We start from the raw sequence: 17403 nt of genomic DNA, 5'->3' as shown, positions 1-17403 counted from the left end.
GTGAACCTCGCGAACGCGCGGTGCGTTCCGAGGGCGTCACGAGGGAGAGGAGGTCTCCTCGCGGTCATTACGCGGGTTTCGGCCCCTCGTTGGAGTGAACCGTCTCACACGAGTGAACCGTCCCACACGCCGCCGGTTCAGCTGTCGAAGCCCAGCCCCAGCCGGTCCATCGTCCGCAGCCACAGGTTGCGGCGGCCGCCCTGGGCGTCGGCGCGGGCCAGGGACCACTTGGTGAGGGCGATGCCCGTCCAGGCGAAGGGTTCCGGCGGGAACGGCAGCGGCTTCCTGCGGACCATCTCCAGCTCGGTGCGCTCCGTGCGCTCCCCCGCCAGCAGGTCCAGCATCACCTCGGCGCCGAACCGCGTGGCACCGACGCCCAGGCCCGTGTAGCCGGCCGCGTAGGCGACCTTGCCCTGGTGGGCGGTGCCGAAGAACGCCGAGAAGCGGGAGCAGGTGTCGATCGCGCCGCCCCAGGCATGGGTGAAGCGGACGCCCTCCAGTTGCGGGAAGCAGGTGAAGAAGTGCCCGGCGAGCTTGGCGTAGGTCTCCGGGCGGTCGTCGTACTCGGCGCGGACGCGGCCGCCGTAGGGGTAGATCGCGTCGTAGCCGCCCCAGAGGATCCGGTTGTCGGCGGACAGGCGGAAGTAGTGGAACTGGTTGGCGCTGTCCCCGAGGCCCTGGCGGTTCTTCCAGCCGATCGAGGCCAGTCGGTCAGGGCTGAGCGGCTCGGTCATCAGGGCGTAGTCGTAGACCGGAACGGTGTAGGAGCGGACCCGCCGGACGAGGTTCGGGAAGACGTTCGTGCCGAGGGCGACCCGGCGGGCGCGGACGCGGCCGTAGGGGGTGCGTACGGCCATGCCCGCGCCGTACGGCTTCAGGGTGAGGGCGGGAGTGTGCTCGTAGACGCGGACGCCCAGCTCGACGCACGCCCGCTTCAGGCCCCAGGCGAGCTTCGCGGGATGCAGCATGGCCACGCCCCGGCGGTCCCACAGGCCCGCTTGGAAGGTCGGTGAGTTCACCTGCTCCCGGACCGCCTCGGCGTCCAGGAACTCGACGTCCTCGGCGAGGCCCCGGCGGGCCGTCTCCTCGTGCCAGCCGCGCAGTTCCGCCGCCTGGTAGGGCTCGGTGGCGACGTCGATCTCGCCGGTGCGTTCGAAGTCGCAGTCGATGGAGTGCCGGGCGACCGCCGCCTCGATCGCGTCGAGGTTGCGGGCGCCCAGCTCCTGGAGCTTGTGGATCTCGTCGGGCCAGCGGGCGAGGCCGTTGGGCAGGCCGTGGGTGAGGGAGGCGGCGCAGAATCCGCCGTTGCGGCCGGAGGCGGCCCAGCCCACCTCGCGGCCCTCCACCAGCACCACGTCCCGCTGCGGTTCGCGTTCCTTGGCGATCAGCGCCGTCCACAGTCCGCTGTAGCCGCCGCCGACGACCAGCAGATCGCAGGTCTCGGAGGTGGTGAGGGCGGGTTCGGGGCGGGGCCGGCCGGGGTCGTCCAGCCAGTACGGAAGCGGCTGGGCTTCGGAAAGCGAACGGATCCACTGGTTCATGGCGCTCGGGGCCATGATGTCAACTCCCTACGGTCAGGCCTTTTGTATGTTGCGCCGATTACCGACGACCATGGAAGCCAGGACGAGCAGCACGGCGACGACGAACATGGTCGTGCCGATGACATTGATCTGAACGGGCGTTCCGCGCTGCGCCGAGCCCCAGACGAACATGGGGAAGGTGACGGTCGATCCGGCGTTGAAATTGGTGATGATGAAATCGTCGAAGGAGAGGGCGAAAGCGAGCAGTGCGCCCGCCGCGATTCCGGGTGCCGCGATCGGCAGGGTGACCCGGACGAAGGTCTGGAACGGGCCCGCGTACAGGTCCCGCGCCGCCTCCTCCAGCTTGGGGTCCATCGACATCACGCGCGCCTTGACGGCTGTGACCACGAAACTCAGGCAGAACATGATGTGCGCGATGAGGATGGTCCAGAAGCCGAGCTGGGCGCCCATGTTGAGGAACAGGGTGAGCAGCGAGGCGGCCATGACGACCTCGGGCATCGCCATCGGCAGGAAGATCAGCGAGTTCACGGCGCCGCGGGCGCGGAACCGGTAACGGACCAGCGCGAACGCGATGAGCGTGCCGAGGAGGGTGGCGCCGAGTGTCGCCCAGAAGGCGATCTGGAGGCTGACCGACAGTGAGCCGCACAGATCGGAGACGCCGCACGGGTCCTTCCAGGCGTCCAGGGAGAACTGCTGCCACTCGTAGTTGAAGCGCCCCTTCGGTTTGTTGAAGGAGAACACCGTGACGATGACGTTCGGCAGGAGCAGATAACCGAGCGTCAGCAGTCCCGCGATGACGACGAGATTTCTTTTCAGCCAGTTGACGAAGGGCATTTAGACCAGATCCTCCGTCCCGGACCTGCGGATGTAGAGGGTGACCATGAGGAGAATGGCCGCCATGAGGATGAAGGACAGCGCCGCCGCCGTCGGGTAGTCGAGCACTCTGAGGAATTGCGTCTGGATGACGTTTCCGACCATGCGGGTGTCGGTGGAGCCGAGCAGGTCGGCGTTGACGTAGTCGCCGGTGGCCGGGATGAAGGTCAGCAGCGTGCCGGAGACGACACCCGGCATCGACAGCGGGAAGGTGACCTTGCGGAAGGTCGTCCAGGGGCGGGCGTAAAGATCACCGGCGGCCTCGTGGAGCCGGCCGTCGATGCGCTCCAGCGAGGTGTAGAGCGGCAGGATCATGAACGGCAGGAAGTTGTACGTCAGTCCGCACACCACCGCGAGCGGTGTGGCGAGGACCCGGTCGCCGGCGGTCCAGCCGAGCCAGTTCGTCACGTCCAGGACGTGCAGCGTGTCGAGCGCGCCGACGAGCGGGCCGCCGTCCGCGAGGACCGTCTTCCAGGCCAGGGTGCGAATCAGGAAGCTGGTGAAGAACGGCGCGATCACCAGGATCATGATCAGGTTCCGCCAGCGGCCCGCGCGGAAGGCGATCAGATACGCGAGCGGGTAGCCGAGCAGAAGGCACAGGATCGTCGCGGTGCCCGCGTAGAGCACGGAGCGCACGAACTGCGGCCAGTACGCGGACAGCGCGTCCCAGTACGTGGCGAAGTGCCAGGTGACCTTGTAGCCCTCCTCCAGGGAGCCCGTCTGCACGGACGTGGAGGCCTGGTAGATCATCGGCAGCGCGAAGAAGACCACCAGCCAGAGGATGCCGGGGAGCAGCAGCCAGTACGGCGTCCAGCGGCCCCGGCGCTTGGGGGGTTTCGGCTCGGGCGCTTCCGGCGCGAGCGGGGGTGGTGCCTCGGTGAGTGTCGACATCAGGCCGCCTCTTCCACTCCGGCATCGGCGTCCTGGGCGGCGTCCAGGCCGAAGGTGTGGGCCGGGTTCCAGTGCAGGACGACCTCGGCGCCGGGCACGAGCCGCGGGTCGCGGTCGATGTTCTGGGCGTAGACCTCGAAGTCCGCACAGACCGGGCTGTCGACGACGTACTGCGTCGAGACGCCGATGAAGCTGGAGTCGGCGATCTTCCCGGTGATGCGGTTGCGGCCCTCGGGTATCTCGCCGGCGTCGTCCGCGTGGGTGAGGGAGATCTTCTCCGGGCGGACGCCGACCAGGACCTTGCCGCCGGTGGCCGCGGGGGCGGAACACCGCGCCTCGGGCAGGACGAGCTTGCCGCCGCCCGCCTTCAGCACGATCTCGCCGCCGTTTTTGGAGTCGACCTCGGCCTCGATGAAGTTGGAAGTGCCGAGGAAGTTGGCGACGAAGGTGGTGTGCGGGTTCTCGTAGAGGTCGGCCGGTGAGCCGAGCTGCTCGACGCGGCCCGCGTTCATCACGGCGACCGTGTCGGCCATGGTCATGGCCTCCTCCTGGTCGTGCGTGACGTGGATGAAGGTGATGCCGACCTCGGTCTGGATGCGCTTGAGCTCCAGCTGCATCTGGCGGCGCAGCTTGAGGTCGAGGGCGCCGAGCGGCTCGTCGAGGAGGAGCACCTTGGGGTGGTTGATCAGCGCGCGGGCCACGGCGACGCGCTGCTGCTGGCCGCCGGAGAGCTGGTACGGCTTCTTGCGGGCCTGCTCGCCGAGCTGGACGAGGTCGAGCATCTCCTCGACCTGCTTCTTCACCGATCTCAGGCCGCGCCGGCGCAGGCCGAAGGCGACGTTCTCGAAGATGTCGAGGTGCGGGAAGAGGGCGTAGGACTGGAAGACCGTGTTCACGGGCCGCTTGTACGGCGGGAGCGCGGTCACGTCCTGGCCGCCCAGCGACACGGTCCCGGCGGAAGGTTCCTCCAGGCCGGCGATCATGCGCAGGGTGGTGGTCTTGCCGCAGCCGGAGGCGCCGAGCAGGGCGAAGAAGGAGCCCTGCGGCACGGTCAGGTCGAGCGGATGGACGGCGGTGAAGGCCCCGTAGGTCTTGGCTATGCCCGTCAGGCGGACGTCGCCGGTGGGGTCTGTCTTGTTCGTCATCTTGGGTCACGCCCCCGTCAGCTTCGCGAACTTCTCTTCGAACTCGGTCTCTTCCTTCGAGCTCAGCGAGCGGAAGGCGTGCGACTTGGCGGCCATGGCCTTGTCGGGGATGATCAGCGGGTTGTTCGCCGCGTCCTCGTCGATCTTCGCCAGCTCGGCCTTCACCCCGTCGACGGGGCACACGTAGTTGATGTACGCGGCCAGTTCGGCGGCCGGCTTCGGCTCGTAGTAGAAGTCGATGAGCCGCTCGGCGTTCGTCTTGTGGCGGGCTTTGTTGGGGATGAGCAGGTTGTCGGTCGACGTCATGTAGCCGCTGTCCGGGATGAGGAAGTCGATGTCGGGGCTGTCCGCCTTGAGCTGGACGACGTCCCCGGCCCAGGCGACGCAGGCCGCGAAGTCGCCGCTGGTCAGGTCGGAGGTGTAGTCGTTGCCGGTGAAGCGGCGGATCTGGCCCTTGTCGACGGCCTTCTGGAGCCGGGCGATGGCCGCGTCGTAGTCGTCGGCGGTGAAGTCCGCCGGGTCCTTGCCCATGTCGAGCAGCGTCATGCCGACGCTGTCGCGCATCTCCGACAGGAAGCCGACCCGCCCCTTGAGCTTGGGGTTGTCCAGCAGGTCGGAGATCGACTTCACCTCGACGCCGTCGAGCGCCTTCTTGTTGTACGCGATGACGGTCGAGATGCCCTGCCAGACGTACGAGTAGGCGCGACCCGGGTCCCAGTCGGGGCTGCGGAACTGGGCCGACAGGTTGGCGTAGGCGTGCGGCAGGTTGCTCGGGTCGAGCTTCTGCACCCAGCCCAGGCGGATGAGGCGGCCCGCCAGCCAGTCGGTGAGGACGATCAGGTCCCGGCCGGTGTCCTGGCCCGCGGCGAGCTGCGGCTTGATCTTGCCGAAGAACTCGTTGTTGTCGTTGATGTCCTCGGTGTACTTGACCTTGATGCCGGTGCGTTTCGTGAACTGCTCCAGCGTCGGGTGGTGCTTGCCGCTGTCGTCGACGTCCATGTACTCGGTCCAGTTGGAGAAGTTCACGGTCTTCTCCTCGGCCGAGTGGTCCTGCGCCGGGACGCCGCCCTGCGACTGGCCCGCCGCCGGGATGCCGCAGGCGCTCAGCGTCCCGAGTCCGCCGACCGCCAGCGCCCCGCCCGCGGAGGCGCGCAGCAGCGACCGCCGGGTGAGGGCGGCCCTGCCGTTGTTGAAACTGCGCCGCATGGCGGCCACTTGGGCCGGGGACAGGCGGTCGGGCTCGTACTGCTCCATGCGCGTGGTGCCCTTTCGGAGGGTGGACGGCCGTTGGTCAGGCGGCCTGCGGACGACTATCGATCCCCGAAGACGGTGCGGTGCCAGTCCTTCGCGGCCACCGCGGTGTTGTCGAACATGACGTGTTTGATCTGGGTGTACTCCTCGAACGAGTAGGCGGACATGTCCTTGCCGTAGCCGGAGGACTTGTAGCCGCCGTGCGGCATCTCGCTGATGATCGGGATGTGGTCGTTGACCCACACGCAGCCCGCCTTGATCTCGCGCGTGGCCCGGTTCGCCCGGTACACGTCCCGGGTCCACGCGGAGGCGGCCAGCCCGTACGGGGTGTCGTTGGCGAGCGCGATGCCCTCGTCGTCGGTGTCGAAGGGCAGCACGACCAGGACCGGTCCGAAGATCTCGGACTGGACGACCTCGCTGTCCTGGGCGGCGTCGGCGATGAGGGTGGGCCGGTAGAAGGCGCCCTTGGCCAGCTCGCCCTCCGGTGCTTCGCCGCCGGTCACCACGCGCGCGTAGGCACGCGCCCGGTCGACGAAACCGGCGACCCGGTCGCGCTGCGCGTGCGAGATCAACGGTCCGAGGTCGGTGCCGGAGGCGAAGGGGTCGCCGAGCCGGACGGTCTCCATGAGCGCCGCCGTCCGCTCCACGAAGGCCTCGTACAGCGGTCGCTGCACGTACGCGCGCGTGGCGGCCGTGCAGTCCTGCCCGGTGTTGATGAGCGCGCCGGCGACCGCGCCGTGGGCGGCGGCCTCCGGGTCGGCGTCGTCGAAGACCACGAAGGGTGCCTTGCCGCCGAGCTCCAAATGGAGGCGCTTGACGGTGGCGGTGGCGATCTCGGCGACGCGCTTGCCGACGGCGGTGGAGCCGGTGAAGGAGGTCATGGCCACGTCGGGGTGGCCGACGAGGTGCTCACCGGCCTCCCTGCCGGTGCCGGTGACGATGTTGATCACGCCGTCCGGGATCCCGGCGTCCGTCGCCGCCTGGGCGAAGAGCAGCGAGGTCAGCGGGGTGAGCTCGGCGGGCTTCAGGACGATGGTGTTGCCCGCCGCGATCGCCGGCAGGACCTTCCAGGCGGCCATCTGCAGGGGATAGTTCCAGGGCGCGATCGAGCCGACGACACCGATGGGCTCGCGCCGGATGTACGAGGTGTGGTCCCCGGAGTACTCGCCGGCGGACTGGCCCTGGAGCAGCCGCGCGGCACCGGCGAAGAAGGCGGTGTTGTCGATCGTCCCCGGGACGTCGAACTCCCGGCTCAGCTTCAGCGGCTTGCCGCACTGGAGCGACTCGGCGCGGGCGAAGTCCTCGGCGCGGTCGGCCAGGACCGCGGCGAACCGGTGCAGGGCGTCGGAACGCTCGCCGGGCGTGGCCGCCGCCCAGCCCGGGAAGGCCGCGCGGGCGGCTGCGACGGCCCGGTCGACGTCGGCCGTGCCCGCCAGTTCGTAGCGGAGCACCTCCTCGCCCGACGCCGGGTCGACGACCGCGTGCGTGCGGCCGGAGGTGCCCCTGGTCAGGCGCCCGGCGATGAACTGCGTACCCTCCGCGAAGCGCTCCTCGGCCGGGAATCGGTCCGCGGTGGCGTTGCCCGGGTTGTGCATGTCGCTCTCCTCCGTGTCCCCGTGGTGGGGCCGGCGTGGCTCAGGCTCGATTTGAGTGCCGATCCTGACAGAGGGATGGCATGCCAACAAGGGATTCCGTTGTTGATTTTTGGTTACGCGACGGAATCTGTCGACCAGGTGTCGAGTCCCCCGCGAAAAGGCAGGACGCTGTGTCAGTGGTGCGTGCCAGACTCGCGTGCATGGAGGAGATCACGGGGGCGGTCCGTTCCCGGGACGCCCTGATCAGGGCGTCCCGTACGGGGACCAGGATCAAGTATCTGCATTTCTGGGGGCACCGGCCGCGGCCGGACGGCCGGATCGGGGAGAGCTGTCTGAGCCAGTGGTGGCCGGCGCCGTTCACGGTGGACGGCGTGGCGTACGCGACGGCCGAGCACTGGATGATGGCGGGCAAGGCCCGGCTCTTCGAGGACGCGGCGGCGCAGCGAGCCGCCCTGGCCGCCGCGCATCCCGCCGAGGCGAAGAAGGCCGGGCGGCTCGTGCGCGGGTTCGACGAGGCGATATGGGAACGGGAGCGGTTCCGGATCGTCGTGGAGGGCAGCGTCCACAAGTTCGGCGCGCATCCCGCGCTGCGGGAGTTTCTGCTGGGCACGGGTGATCGTGTGCTGGTCGAGGCGAGTCCGGTGGACCGCGTGTGGGGCATAGGGCTGGCCGCGGACGACGAGGCGGCGGGGGATCCGGAGCGGTGGCGGGGGCCGAACCTGCTGGGCTTCGCGCTGATGGAGGCGCGGGAGCGGCTGCGCGGGACATGAGTGAGGGGCCGGCCCACGGACCGGCCCCCGTCTCGGGCCCTCGTTCAGGAAGCGGCGCCGATCCCGCCCATGATGCTGGCGAAGAGCAGGAAGCCCAGCAGCGGCAGGATCACGGTGGCGATGATGCCGCAGACCAGACCGGCGGTCGCCGCACCCTTGTTGGTGGCCTCACCACGGGTGGCCTTGCCCCGGCCGATGGCGCCGAAGATGATCGCCAGGATGCCCAGGATCACGCCGAAGAACCACAGCAGGAAGGTCACGCTGCACACCACGCCGATGATGCCCAGCACCAGACCCGTGGTTCCCATGCCGTTGCTCGGCTGCGCGGGCATCGCGTAGCCGGGAGCCTGGGGGTAGCCCGCAGGGGGCGCGGCCGGGTAACCGGGAGTGCCCTGGGGGTAGCCGTAGCCGGGGCCGCCCTGCTGCGGGTAGCCGTACCCGGGGGGCGGCTGCTGCGGTGGCTGGGACGGCGGACCGAACCCACCGGGCGTGGGGTTGGTGTTGGACATGGACGATCTCCCCTCCGTTGTCAGACCAGGGAATCGTAGTGGCCGAATCCGCCGCGCAGTACGGCAGTTTCAGCGGAGGGACGCGGCAGTGGCGACCGGGGCCTGCGCGCCGTAGTACGGGTCGTCGTACGGCTCGTCGCTGTTGATCGCGGCCGTGATGCCGACGGCTATCAGGACGATCACCGCGATGCCGAGGATGATCCCGATGATGCCCATGATCAGGCCCGCCTGCGCCTGACCGTGGTTGGTGGCCACTCCGGCCTCGGCGCGCTTGCGGCCCTTGATGCCGAAGACGACGGCGAGGATGCCGGTGACCAGGGAGACCACGCCGTACAGGCAGAAGAGCGTGCAGGAGATGATGCCCAGCACCATCGCGGCGACGCCCATGCCGTTCTGGGGGGCCACGGGCATGCCCGGCCAGCCGTAGCCTGCCTGGGGGTACCCGCCTGCCTGCGGATAGCCGGGGTAGCCGTACCCGCCGGGGGCCACGGGTGGGGGCGGGACAGCGCCGGAGTGGGACGTGTCGTACTGGGGCGTGCCGGTGGGCGGGGTGAAACCCGCGCTCGGCATCGAGGTGACCGTGGCCTGGTCGTGCACGGACGGCGACCCTGACGGCGACTGCGGCGTCTGGTTCTTGTCGAGCGAGGTCTTGTTCTCCGGGGGCGCCCACGGGTCGTGGCCGCCGCCTCCGTCTGGTTGCGTCGCGTCCGTCATGGTGCATCCCCCCTGGGTCGATCGTGCCGCCATGCTACGGGGCGTCTGCGAAGCGCCACAGTGCGGGTGCGTGGGGCTGGTCGCGCCCACGCGGCGGAGCCGCATATGGATACAGCCCCGCGCCCCTGAACGGGCGCTGTGCCCACGGCATACGATGACTCCGAGTCATCGATCAGCCGATCACCCGCGCCCCGCCGGCCACGCGCCGGCAGGGGCGCCGTTCCGGGGAGGAACCCTTGACCGAGCATCTCGTCGATCCTCGCGCCCCACGCGACCTCACGGCCTTCGTCGCCGGACTGCCCAAGGCCGAACTGCATGTGCACCACGTGGGCTCCGCCTCCCCCCGGATCGTGTCCGAACTGGCCGCCCGGCACCCCGACTCGAAGGTCCCGACCGATCCCGCCGCCCTGGTCGACTACTTCTCGTTCACCGACTTCGCCCACTTCATCGAGGTGTACCTGTCGGTCGTCGACCTGATCCGCACCCCGGAGGACGTCCGGCTGCTGACCTTCGAGGTGGCCCGTGACCTGGCCCGGCAGCAGGTGCGGTACGCCGAGCTGACCATCACCCCGTTCTCCTCCACCCGCCGCGGTATCGACGAGCGCGCCTTCATGGACGCGATCGAGGACGCCCGCAAGGCCGCCGAGGCCGATTTCGGGACCGTGCTGCGCTGGTGCTTCGACATCCCCGGCGAGGCCGGACTCGAAGCCGCCGAGGAGACGACCCGGCTCGCCACCGACGACCGGCTGCGCCCGGAGGGCCTGGTCTCCTTCGGTCTGGGCGGGCCCGAAGTCGGCGTGCCGCGTCCGCAGTTCAAGCCGTACTTCGACCGGGCCATCGCCGCCGGGCTGCACTCCGTACCGCACGCCGGCGAGACCACCGGCCCGGAGACGGTGTGGGACGCCCTCACGCATCTGCGGGCCGAGCGCATCGGGCACGGCACCAGCTCCGCGCAGGACCCGAAGCTGCTGGCGCACCTCGCCGAGCACCGGATCCCGCTGGAGGTGTGCCCGACCTCCAACATCGCCACGCGCGCGGTCCGCACCCTCGACGAGCACCCGATCAAGGAGTTCGCCGCGGCCGGGGTCCTCGTCACGATCAACTCCGACGACCCGCCGATGTTCGGCACCGACCTCGACAACGAGTACGCGGTCGCCGCCCGGCTGCTCGACCTCGACGAGCGGGGCCTGGCCGACCTGGCGAAGAACGCCGTGGCGGCGTCCTTCCTGGACGCGGCGGGCAAGGCCAGGATCAAGGAGGAGATCGACACGTACACCGCGGGATGGCTCCACCGGTGACGTCCGCCCCCGAGCACCCCGAGCACCCGGGACACCCCGGGCCTGCCCGGCGGCGCGTGACCGCCGTGGCCCACCGGGGCGACCCCTACCGCCACCGCGAGAACACCGTCGCCTCGCTGCGTTCCGCGCTCGACCGGGGCGCGGACGCGGTGGAGATCGACGTACGCCTCACCCGGGACGGCGTACCGGTGCTGCTGCACGACGACACGCTGAAGCGGCTCTGGGAGCTGGAGCGGCCGGTGCTCGCGCTGTCCTGGGAGGAGGTGCGCGGACTGACCGGCGGCGGGGTTCCGGCCCTGACGGAGGCGCTGGCCGCGACCGAGGGCCACCGGGTGATGATCGACCTGCCCGGCTCGCCCGACGTACGGGCGGTGCGGCGGGTGACGGACGCCGTGCGGGAGGCCGGGGCGGCGGACCGGGTCTACTACTGCGCGGGCGCCGACGCCATGCTCGCCGTGCGCGCGGCGGACCCGGCCGCCGAGATCGCCCTCACCTGGACGACGCTGGCCCCGCCCCGGCCCGTCCTGCTGGAGGCGATCCGCCCGCGCTGGCTGAACTACCGTTTCGGCCTGGTGGACCGGCCCCTCGCCGAGCGGGTCCACCGCGACGGCTATCTGCTCTCCGTGTGGACTCCCGACACACGGCGCTCCATGCGGCGGCTGCTGCGCGCGGGAGTGGACTCGATCACGACCAACCGCATCGACGTGCTGTGCGCTACACGCGCGAGCGCTGCGGGACCGTCGCCGGATCGGCCGGGGTCGCCCGCGTGACGTACTGCGGCACCGGCGCGCTGTCCGTGCCGGTGTCGCGGACGAGGCCGTAGCGGATGGCGCCATGGGCGGGGCCCGTGTCGACGTCCTTCTCGACGGCCTCCCAGTTCGACGGGAACACGGCGATGCCGTAGTCGCAGCCGCGTTCGTTCTGGGTGAGGGTGACGGTGCCGTCGACGTAGAAGTACTCGTTCTGCCACATCTGCTGGGTGCCGGGCGGCAGTACGGCGTATCCGATGTCCGGGCCGCCCATACCGGTGACGTAGCCGTTCGGGGCGCCGGGCAGCGGGTCGTCCATGCGGCGCGAGCCGCCGGAGGCCACGTGGAACAGCTTGCCCTTCAGGCCGGTCCAGGTCGGCATGACCACCCCGCCGGGCCGGGCGTGCGGCGAGATCTGCCAGCGGACCAGGACATAACCCCGGCCGCTCAGCGTCACGCTGTCGCCACGGTGTTGCATGACGGCCTTCGGGCCTCCGGTGCTGGTGACGCCGGACTCGGGGCGGCGGGGCAGGGCGGCGGGCCGGGCGTCCGGGTCGGGGGCACGGTCGACGGCGTCGACGACCGTGCCGTACAGGTCGGCCTTCTTCGTCGCCGACGGTGAGGGCGTGGGGGTGGGGCTGGGGCTGGGCGTGGCGGAGGGCGGCGGTTCGGACGTGGCCCTCGCCGTGGGGGTGATTGCGGCCCGGGGAGGCGGGGCGTGAGGCGGCTGGGTGACGACGTACGCGCCGCCCGCCACGATCGTCGCGCCGGCGGTCATCGCGACGGCCGGTTTGGTGAGCGCGCCCAGCAGCTTGGCGGACCACCCGGCGGAGCCGGCGGCTACGGCCGTCTTCCCGCCGAAGGCGAGGGACAGGGTGAACCCGACGGGAAGCGGGACGAGCGCGATGCCGACCAGGAGGCGTTCCGCCGGTACGACCGTCTCGCGGGTGCCGCCGCAGTAGCCGCAGCCCCGGATGTGCCGGGCCAGCCGTTTACGCCACACCGAGTCGGGCCGGCCGTCCCAGCGGCCGGTCAGCTCGCGCAGGTCCGGGCAGGCGCCGTCCAGGGCGCGGACGATGCCGCGCGAGGTCTCCAGGCGCTCCTTCATCCGCTGCACGCGCACGGCGGCGTGCTGCCGGGTGATGCCGACGGCCGCGGCCAGTTCGCGCCGGGTCAGTTCGCCCGCGACCTCCAGCCACCACAGCGACAGCAGTTGCCGGTCCTCGTCGTCGAGCCAGCGCACGGCCTCGGCGACCTCGCGCCGCTGCCCCTCCAACTGGAGCCGCAGCACGGTCAGTTCGGCGAAGTCGGAGGCCGCCGCCTCCTCCAGCCGCTCCGGGGTGCGGCGCCGGGCCCGGTCGCGTATCTGGCGCATGGCGATCGCCACCAGCCAGGACCGGAAGCTGTCCGGGTCGCGCAGCGAACCGAGGTGGTCGACCGCGCGCAGCATGGTCTCCTGCACGACGTCGTCGACGTCCACGTGGCCGTTCAGAGCCCGGCCCACGATGTTGTAGACCAGCGGCAGCCAGCCCGCGACCAGCTCGTCCAGCGCCTGCCGGTCGCCGGCCTGCGCCGCCGTGATGACGGCGCGCCAGTGCTGACTGTCCACGGTGGCCTCTCGCCGGCTGAGATCAGTACTTTTCCGCACGCACCCTCTCAGGCAGGACGGGGGTCTTGGCTATGTGGGGGATCACATGCGGGGAGACGGCGTGAAGGTTCTCGGGATAACAGTTTTTCTCAGCCGCCGAATGCCGGGGTGGCCGCCGCCGGGGCGGTCAGCGCCTCCAGCCGCTTGATCCGCTGCCGTACGACGTACAGCGGGATCACCCCGAGCACCCCGAAGGCCATGTCGATCACCGACCACCAGAAGGGGATCCCGCGCAGCGGCCCGCAGATCAGGGCGAGCGGGATGATCCCCGCGCAGGCGATCATCCCGAACTCGACGACCCAGATGTTGCGGACCGGGTCCCGGTAGGGCCCGTAGAAGGCGACCGCGATCACCAGGTGCGCGAAGGCCAGCCAGTCCGTGCCGTAGAGGAGGAAGGGGTACTCGGCGTCCGCCTCGTCGAGCCCGGCCCGGACCCGCTCGATCCAGTCCGTCAAGCCGGGCAGGTGGTCGCCCACGGACAGCGTGCGCAGCAGATCCTCGGTCCAGCGCAGTTCGTGCACCAGGGGAAAGGCCGTGGCGCCGCTGAGCACCAGGCACACGACGAAGAAGACCAGCCACGCACGGATGCCCTTCAGCAGGGCGGCTCTGTCGCTCATGGCGGCACTCTACGCCTGTGTTGAACATGTTCAAAAATAGTTCAGCGGGCAGACGAACGGCCCCGGGCGGCATCAGCGCCCGGGGCCGTCACGACCGAACGGAGTAGCTACGCGTCCAGCGACGTCATCACGTGCTTGATCCGCGTGTAGTCGTCGAAGCCGTACGCCGACAGGTCCTTGCCGTAGCCGGACTTCTTGAAGCCGCCGTGCGGCATCTCGGCGACCAGCGGGATGTGCGTGTTGATCCAGACGCAGCCGAAGTCGAGCTTCTTGGACATCCGCATGGCGCGGCCGTGGTCCTTGGTCCACACGGAGGAGGCGAGCGCGTACTCGACGCCGTTGGCCCACTCCACCGCCTGCTCCTCGTCGCGGAAGGACTGCACGGTGATGACCGGCCCGAAGACCTCCTTCTGGATGATCTCGTCGTCCTGCTTCAGGCCCGAGACGACGGTCGGCGCGTAGAAGTAGCCCTTGTCGCCGACCCGCTTGCCGCCGGCCTCCACCCGCGCGTGCGCGGGCAGCCGCTCGATGAAGCCCTCGACCTGCTTGAGCTGGTTGGGGTTGTTGAGCGGGCCGAACAGCACGTCCTCGTCGTCCGGCTGCCCGGTCTTCGTCTCGGACGCGGCCTTCGACAGCGCGGAGACGAACTCGTCGTGGATGGACTCATGGACGAGGACGCGCGTGGCGGCCGTGCAGTCCTGGCCGGCGTTGAAGTAGCCCGCGACCGAGATGTCCTCGACGGCCTTGGCGATGTCGGTGTCCTCGAAGACCACGACCGGGGCCTTGCCGCCGAGCTCCAGGTGGACGCGCTTGACGTCCTTGGCCGCGGACTCGGCGACCTGCATGCCGGCGCGTACCGAGCCGGTGATGGAGGCCATCGCCGGGATGTCGTGCTCGACCATCATGCGGCCGGTCTCGCGGTCACCGCAGATGACGTTGAAGACGCCCTTCGGCAGGATCCCGCCGAGGATCTCCGCGATCAGCACCGTGGAGGCCGGGGTGGTGTCGGACGGCTTCAGGACGACCGTGTTGCCCGCCGCGATCGCCGGGGCGAACTTCCACACGGCCATCATCATCGGGTAGTTCCACGGCGCGACCTGCGCGCAGACGCCGACCGGTTCGCGGCGCACGATGGAGGTCAGGCCCTCCATGTACTCACCGGCCGAGCGGCCCTCGAGCATCCGCGCCGCACCCGCGAAGAAGCGGATCTGGTCGACCATCGGCGGGATCTCCTCGGAGCGGGTCAGCCCGACCGGCTTGCCCGTGTTCTCCACCTCGGCCGCGATCAGTTCCTCGGCCCGCTCCTCGAAGGCGTCCGCGATCTTCAGCAGGGCCTTCTGGCGCTCGGCGGGCGTGGTGTCGCGCCAGCCGGGGAAGGCCTCGGCGGCCGCCGCCATCGCGGCGTCCACGTCCGCCTGCCCGGACAGCGGAGCGGTCGCGTACGCCTCGCCCGTCGCGGGATTGACCACCTCGGTGGTCCGTCCGTCGGCGGCGTCCCGGAACTCACCGCCGATGTAGTTGCGCAGACGACGCAGCTCGGTGCTCACTGCCGGCCCTCCAGTTCGGATGTCCAGTACTTGAGACACCCACCCTAGTCGGCCGGTCCACGTTTTCAACACCCCCACTCCCTTCGATCGTGCGGAATCCGCAGATGTGAGCTATGCAAACAACGGATTTCATCGATCAGACCTTGCGGAAGTGTCGAGACCTCGTGCACAGTGAGCCGGTGGCCAGTCGAAGCGCAGATCAGAGGGACTCCCGCGAGTCCAGGAACGGCGGCGGTCCCCAGCTGGACGCCGTCTCCCTCGCCATCATCGAGCAGCTCCAGGAGGACGGCCGCCGGCCGTACGCCGCCATCGGCAAGGCCGTGGGCCTGTCCGAGGCGGCCGTGCGCCAGCGTGTCCAGAAGCTGCTCGACCAGGGCGTGATGCAGATCGTCGCCGTCACGGACCCGCTCACCGTGGGCTTCCGCAGACAGGCGATGGTCGGCGTCAACGTCGAGGGCGACGTGGAGTCGGTGGCGGACGCGCTGACGGCCATGTCCGAATGCGAGTACGTGGTGATGACCGCGGGCTCCTTCGACCTGATGGTGGAGATCGTCTGCGAGGACGACGACCACCTCCTGGAGGTCATCAACAAACGCATCCGGGCCGTCCCCGGAGTGCGCTCCACCGAGAGCTTCGTCTACCTCAAGCTCAAGAAGCAGACCTACATGTGGGGAACCCGATAACCGTGAGGACCCGATAGCCGTGAGCAAGGACCTCTCCCAGACCGCGTACGACCACCTGTGGATGCACTTCACGCGCATGTCGTCGTACGAGAAGGCCCCCGTCCCCACCATCGTCCGGGGCGAGGGCACGTACATCTACGACGACCAGGGCAAGCGCTACCTCGACGGTCTCGCCGGCCTGTTCGTGGTGCAGGCCGGGCACGGCCGCGTCGAACTCGCCGAGACCGCCTTCAAGCAGGCGCAGGAGCTGGCGTTCTTCCCGGTGTGGTCCTACGCCCACCCCAAGGCCGTCGAGCTGGCCGAGCGCCTCGCGCACCACGCCCCGGGCGACCTGAACAAGGTCTTCTTCACCACCGGCGGCGGTGAGGCGGTCGAGACCGCCTGGAAGCTCGCCAAGCAGTACTTCAAGCTGGTCGGCAAGCCCACCAAGCACAAGGTCATCTCCCGCGCGGTCGCCTACCACGGCACCCCGCAGGGCGCCCTGTCCATCACCGGGCTGCCCGCCCTGAAGGCGCCCTTCGAGCCGCTCGTGCCGGGCGCCCACAAGGTGCCGAACACGAACATCTACCGGGCGCCGATCCACGGCGACGCCCCCGAGGCCTTCGGCCGCTGGGCCGCCGACCAGATCGAGCAGCAGATCCTCTTCGAGGGCCCGGACACGGTCGCCGCGGTCTTCCTGGAGCCGGTGCAGAACGCGGGCGGCTGCTTCCCGCCCCCGCCCGGCTACTTCCAGCGGGTGCGCGAGATCTGCGACCAGTACGACGTGCTGCTCGTCTCCGACGAGGTCATCTGCGCCTTCGGCCGCCTGGGCACGATGTTCGCCTGCGACAAGTTCGACTACGTCCCGGACATGATCACCTGCGCCAAGGGCATGACCTCGGGCTACTCCCCCATAGGCGCGTGCATCGTCTCCGACCGCCTGGCCGAGCCGTTCTACAAGGGCGACAACACCTTCCTGCACGGCTACACCTTCGGCGGCCACCCGGTCTCCGCGGCCGTGGGCCTGGCCAACCTCGACCTGTTCGAGCGCGAGAACCTCAACCAGCACGTCCTCGACAACGAGGGCCACTTCCGCGCCACCCTGGAGAAGCTCCACGACCTGCCGATCGTGGGCGACGTCCGCGGCAACGGCTTCTTCTACGGCATCGAGCTGGTCAAGGACAAGGACACCAGGGAGTCCTTCGACGCGGACGAGACCGAGCGGGTCCTGTACGGCTTCCTCTCCAAGAAGCTGTACGAGAACGGCCTGTACTGCCGCGCCGACGACCGCGGCGACCCGGTCGTGCAGCTCGCCCCGCCGCTGATCTCCGACCAGTCGACGTTCGACGAGATCGAGCAGATCCTGCGCGCCACGCTGTCGGAGGCGTGGACGAAGCTGTGACCACGCGTTGCTCCGATCGTCTGCATGGATGATCAACACCGGCCCCGGTGCCGCCCGTTCGAGTGAGAAACGGCGGTCCGGGGCCGCGTGCTGTCCGGCGTCCCGCCGCCTTCTGCCTAGCGTGCCAGTGACCGATCGGCCCTGCCTTCGTTCCCCCGCACGGGGGATTGGCACGGGAACTACGGATCTGA

At 69.9% G+C, this 17403-nt stretch carries 15 protein-coding genes and 1 pseudogene; 5 read left to right on the top strand and 11 right to left on the bottom strand.

The window, feature by feature from the left end; all coding sequences use genetic code 11:
* Positions 1 to 137: 137 nt before the first annotated feature.
* From ACIBL4_RS29235 to ACIBL4_RS29210, 6 genes are read right to left on the bottom strand one after another with little or no spacing between them, the layout of a single operon-like run.
* Positions 138 to 1556 carry an NAD(P)/FAD-dependent oxidoreductase gene (locus ACIBL4_RS29235; RefSeq protein ID WP_399414779.1) on the bottom strand — a complete coding sequence of 473 codons (1419 nt, stop codon included), beginning with the start codon at positions 1554 to 1556 and terminating at the stop codon, positions 138 to 140.
* An 18-nt stretch (positions 1557 to 1574) separates the two neighbouring features.
* Positions 1575 to 2375, bottom strand: coding sequence for an ABC transporter permease (locus ACIBL4_RS29230; protein ID WP_399414778.1), 801 nt, complete (start codon positions 2373 to 2375; stop codon positions 1575 to 1577).
* Positions 2376 to 3305, bottom strand: a complete 930-nt coding sequence (locus ACIBL4_RS29225) for an ABC transporter permease (protein ID WP_399414777.1) — start codon at positions 3303 to 3305, stop codon at positions 2376 to 2378. It lies immediately after the preceding gene.
* Positions 3305 to 4450 (bottom strand): ABC transporter ATP-binding protein, encoded by a 1146-nt coding sequence (locus ACIBL4_RS29220; RefSeq protein ID WP_399414776.1) that lies wholly within the window; start codon positions 4448 to 4450, stop codon positions 3305 to 3307. The genes ACIBL4_RS29225 and ACIBL4_RS29220 overlap by 1 nt, the downstream gene beginning before the upstream one ends.
* Positions 4451 to 4456: 6 nt before the next feature.
* Complete coding sequence (locus ACIBL4_RS29215; protein WP_399414775.1) at positions 4457 to 5704, bottom strand: spermidine/putrescine ABC transporter substrate-binding protein; 1248 nt, start codon at positions 5702 to 5704, stop codon at positions 4457 to 4459.
* A gap of 56 nt (positions 5705 to 5760) precedes the next feature.
* Positions 5761 to 7296: a gamma-aminobutyraldehyde dehydrogenase gene (locus tag ACIBL4_RS29210; RefSeq protein WP_399414774.1), complete on the bottom strand. Its 1536-nt coding sequence runs from the start codon at positions 7294 to 7296 to the stop codon at positions 5761 to 5763.
* Positions 7297 to 7496: 200 nt separating this feature from the next.
* On the opposite strand from ACIBL4_RS29210, the gene ACIBL4_RS29205 reads away from it, so the two are divergent.
* Positions 7497 to 8066, top strand: coding sequence for an NADAR family protein (locus tag ACIBL4_RS29205; RefSeq protein WP_399414773.1), 570 nt, complete (start codon positions 7497 to 7499; stop codon positions 8064 to 8066).
* 44 nt (positions 8067 to 8110) lie between these two features.
* Here the strand turns inward: ACIBL4_RS29205 and ACIBL4_RS29200 are convergent, their stop codons facing one another.
* Both ACIBL4_RS29200 and ACIBL4_RS29195 read right to left on the bottom strand, forming a co-directional pair.
* Entirely contained in the window at positions 8111 to 8575 is a 465-nt protein-coding gene (locus ACIBL4_RS29200; protein WP_399414772.1) for a DUF4190 domain-containing protein, read from the bottom strand.
* 69 nt (positions 8576 to 8644) lie between these two features.
* On the bottom strand, positions 8645 to 9289 hold the full coding sequence (locus ACIBL4_RS29195; protein WP_399414771.1) for a DUF4190 domain-containing protein: 645 nt from the start codon (positions 9287 to 9289) through the stop codon (positions 8645 to 8647).
* Between the two features lie 138 nt (positions 9290 to 9427).
* On the opposite strand from ACIBL4_RS29195, the pseudogene ACIBL4_RS29190 reads away from it, so the two are divergent.
* Together ACIBL4_RS29190 and ACIBL4_RS29185 are read left to right on the top strand one after the other, a co-directional pair.
* A pseudogene (locus tag ACIBL4_RS29190) lies at positions 9428 to 10587 on the top strand (adenosine deaminase).
* A 65-nt stretch (positions 10588 to 10652) separates the two neighbouring features.
* Entirely contained in the window at positions 10653 to 11357 is a 705-nt protein-coding gene (locus ACIBL4_RS29185) for a glycerophosphodiester phosphodiesterase (protein WP_399414852.1), read from the top strand.
* On the opposite strand, the gene ACIBL4_RS29180 is transcribed toward ACIBL4_RS29185, so the two are convergent.
* The 3 genes from ACIBL4_RS29180 to ACIBL4_RS29170 form a co-directional block, all read right to left on the bottom strand.
* Complete coding sequence (locus ACIBL4_RS29180) at positions 11302 to 12945, bottom strand: RNA polymerase sigma factor (RefSeq protein ID WP_399414770.1); 1644 nt, start codon at positions 12943 to 12945, stop codon at positions 11302 to 11304. The two genes, ACIBL4_RS29185 and ACIBL4_RS29180, sit on opposite strands and share 56 nt — an antisense overlap.
* 128 nt (positions 12946 to 13073) lie before the next feature.
* Complete coding sequence (locus ACIBL4_RS29175; RefSeq protein ID WP_399414769.1) at positions 13074 to 13601, bottom strand: hypothetical protein; 528 nt, start codon at positions 13599 to 13601, stop codon at positions 13074 to 13076.
* A 107-nt stretch (positions 13602 to 13708) separates the two neighbouring features.
* On the bottom strand, positions 13709 to 15148 hold the full coding sequence (locus ACIBL4_RS29170; RefSeq protein ID WP_399414768.1) for a gamma-aminobutyraldehyde dehydrogenase: 1440 nt from the start codon (positions 15146 to 15148) through the stop codon (positions 13709 to 13711).
* 164 nt (positions 15149 to 15312) lie between these two features.
* On the opposite strand from ACIBL4_RS29170, the gene ACIBL4_RS29165 reads away from it, so the two are divergent.
* Together ACIBL4_RS29165 and ACIBL4_RS29160 are read left to right on the top strand one after the other, a co-directional pair.
* Positions 15313 to 15831 (top strand): Lrp/AsnC family transcriptional regulator, encoded by a 519-nt coding sequence (locus tag ACIBL4_RS29165; RefSeq protein ID WP_399414767.1) that lies wholly within the window; start codon positions 15313 to 15315, stop codon positions 15829 to 15831.
* Positions 15832 to 15850: 19 nt separating this feature from the next.
* Positions 15851 to 17212 (top strand): aspartate aminotransferase family protein, encoded by a 1362-nt coding sequence (locus ACIBL4_RS29160; protein ID WP_399414766.1) that lies wholly within the window; start codon positions 15851 to 15853, stop codon positions 17210 to 17212.
* Positions 17213 to 17403: the final 191 nt, after the last annotated feature.

This window comes from Streptomyces sp. NPDC050416, assembly GCF_044458845.1.
GTDB lineage: Bacteria > Actinomycetota > Actinomycetes > Streptomycetales > Streptomycetaceae > Streptomyces.
The sequence above is the reverse complement of the archived record's forward strand: the minus strand, read 5'-3'. Positions and strand labels throughout refer to the sequence as shown.

What these genes read in the sequence shown, in the direction of transcription:
- ACIBL4_RS29235 (WP_399414779.1), bottom strand. Translation starts at nt 1,556, where the DNA reads ATGGCCCCGAGCGCCATGAACCAGTGGATCCGTTCGCTTTCCGAAGCC.
- ACIBL4_RS29220 (WP_399414776.1), bottom strand. Translation starts at nt 4,450, where the DNA reads ATGACGAACAAGACAGACCCCACCGGCGACGTCCGCCTGACGGGCATA.
- ACIBL4_RS29205 (WP_399414773.1), top strand. Translation starts at nt 7,497, where the DNA reads ATGGAGGAGATCACGGGGGCGGTCCGTTCCCGGGACGCCCTGATCAGG.
- ACIBL4_RS29215 (WP_399414775.1), bottom strand. Translation starts at nt 5,704, where the DNA reads ATGGAGCAGTACGAGCCCGACCGCCTGTCCCCGGCCCAAGTGGCCGCC.
- ACIBL4_RS29200 (WP_399414772.1), bottom strand. Translation starts at nt 8,575, where the DNA reads ATGTCCAACACCAACCCCACGCCCGGTGGGTTCGGTCCGCCGTCCCAG.
- ACIBL4_RS29175 (WP_399414769.1), bottom strand. Translation starts at nt 13,601, where the DNA reads ATGAGCGACAGAGCCGCCCTGCTGAAGGGCATCCGTGCGTGGCTGGTC.
- ACIBL4_RS29210 (WP_399414774.1), bottom strand. Translation starts at nt 7,296, where the DNA reads ATGCACAACCCGGGCAACGCCACCGCGGACCGATTCCCGGCCGAGGAG.
- ACIBL4_RS29195 (WP_399414771.1), bottom strand. Translation starts at nt 9,289, where the DNA reads ATGACGGACGCGACGCAACCAGACGGAGGCGGCGGCCACGACCCGTGG.
- ACIBL4_RS29225 (WP_399414777.1), bottom strand. Translation starts at nt 3,305, where the DNA reads ATGTCGACACTCACCGAGGCACCACCCCCGCTCGCGCCGGAAGCGCCC.
- ACIBL4_RS29230 (WP_399414778.1), bottom strand. Translation starts at nt 2,375, where the DNA reads ATGCCCTTCGTCAACTGGCTGAAAAGAAATCTCGTCGTCATCGCGGGA.